This is a genomic window from uncultured Flavobacterium sp. (assembly GCF_937967675.1).
Taxonomy (GTDB): Bacteria; Bacteroidota; Bacteroidia; order Flavobacteriales; family Flavobacteriaceae; genus Flavobacterium.
In genome coordinates, this window is sequence record NZ_CALBSN010000175.1 from 1 (window position 1) to 1,158 (window position 1,158).

2 protein-coding genes are annotated in these 1,158 nt (G+C 32.7%); both read left to right on the forward strand.

Annotated elements, in window-relative coordinates:
• The coding region (locus Q0075_RS11690; protein WP_297869666.1) for a DUF2779 domain-containing protein at positions 1-699 on the forward strand (699 nt) is incomplete at its 5' end.
• Positions 696-1,094, forward strand: coding sequence for a hypothetical protein (locus Q0075_RS11695; protein ID WP_297869667.1), 399 nt, complete (start codon positions 696-698; stop codon positions 1,092-1,094). The genes Q0075_RS11690 and Q0075_RS11695, both read left to right, overlap by 4 nt.
• Positions 1,095-1,158: the final 64 nt, after the last annotated feature.

Genomic DNA, 1,158 nt, shown 5'->3' on the forward strand with positions numbered 1-1,158 from the left:
TTACATCAAGACGGAACAATTGAACACAGTGAGTGGTTAAACTCAGACGATTATTATCCTAACTTCGATTTTGCACGAACCTTAAAAAACCAGATTGGCACACATGGTACTGTCCTTACTTGGAGTTCTTATGAAAATACCCAACTCAGAGCTATAAAAAATACCTTAGAAGAAAGCGAAGATTTTGATGATGAGTTATTAGATTGGCTGGAGAGTATTATTGTTGTTGATAAGAGTGACAGTTCCAACAGAATATTAGATATGCATGACCTAGCCAAATTGTACTATTTTCATCCAAAAATGGGAGGTAGGACAAGTATTAAAGTCGTTTTGCCCTCAGTACTTCAAGAGACCAGTAATTCAAAATCCTTTGCTTTATTAGAAGCTGAAAACTTGTTATCTAGAGACAATGAAGGTAAATTAATTGACCCATATAAATTGCTTGAAGAACGTATAGTGGATGACACAAAATCATTAACTATAAAAGTTAGAAATGGCGGTGATGCTATGGTTGCCTATAGAGAAATGTTGTATGGTCTTTCTAGAGAAAATGAAGAGGCTAAAAAAGCTTATGGTGATGCCTTAAAAAAGTATTGTAAGCTAGATACACTTGCTATGGTTGTGATTTGGTTTCATTGGAATGATTTAAGCAAACAAAAGACTTTTGTTAGAGATTCAATTTTAAATTCAATTTTATGATATTAAATGAAATTAAAGGACAAATAAAAATTTTGGCTGAAAAGCATCAATCTATTGATGAAAATGATTTAGATGCATTTTATGATGCGGATTTGATTGAATTAAGAGCCGAGAAAATGATTATTAACTACTGCGAACAGCAGAATTATTTGATTAATGGCTTTCCAACTGAGAAAAAGGAAATTGAGGACGAATTAGAGGAAGACTATTTTTGTAGAGAACGCTATCAGCTTTACCTTGATATGTTACTGGTCGAAAAAGTAGACGTAGCGGAACTGATGTGGTGTTTTACCTCCAGTTTTTGGCCTGATACTTTTGAGTCTAAGGAGCATTATATTCAATGTATTAAAGAACAATTAGAGAGTAAGAGTTTTTATGATGTAGATTTAGATTAATTTACCAAAACACGCAGTAATATCAAACCAAAAAACTCTTTCAATAACAACCCCATCATTAAAG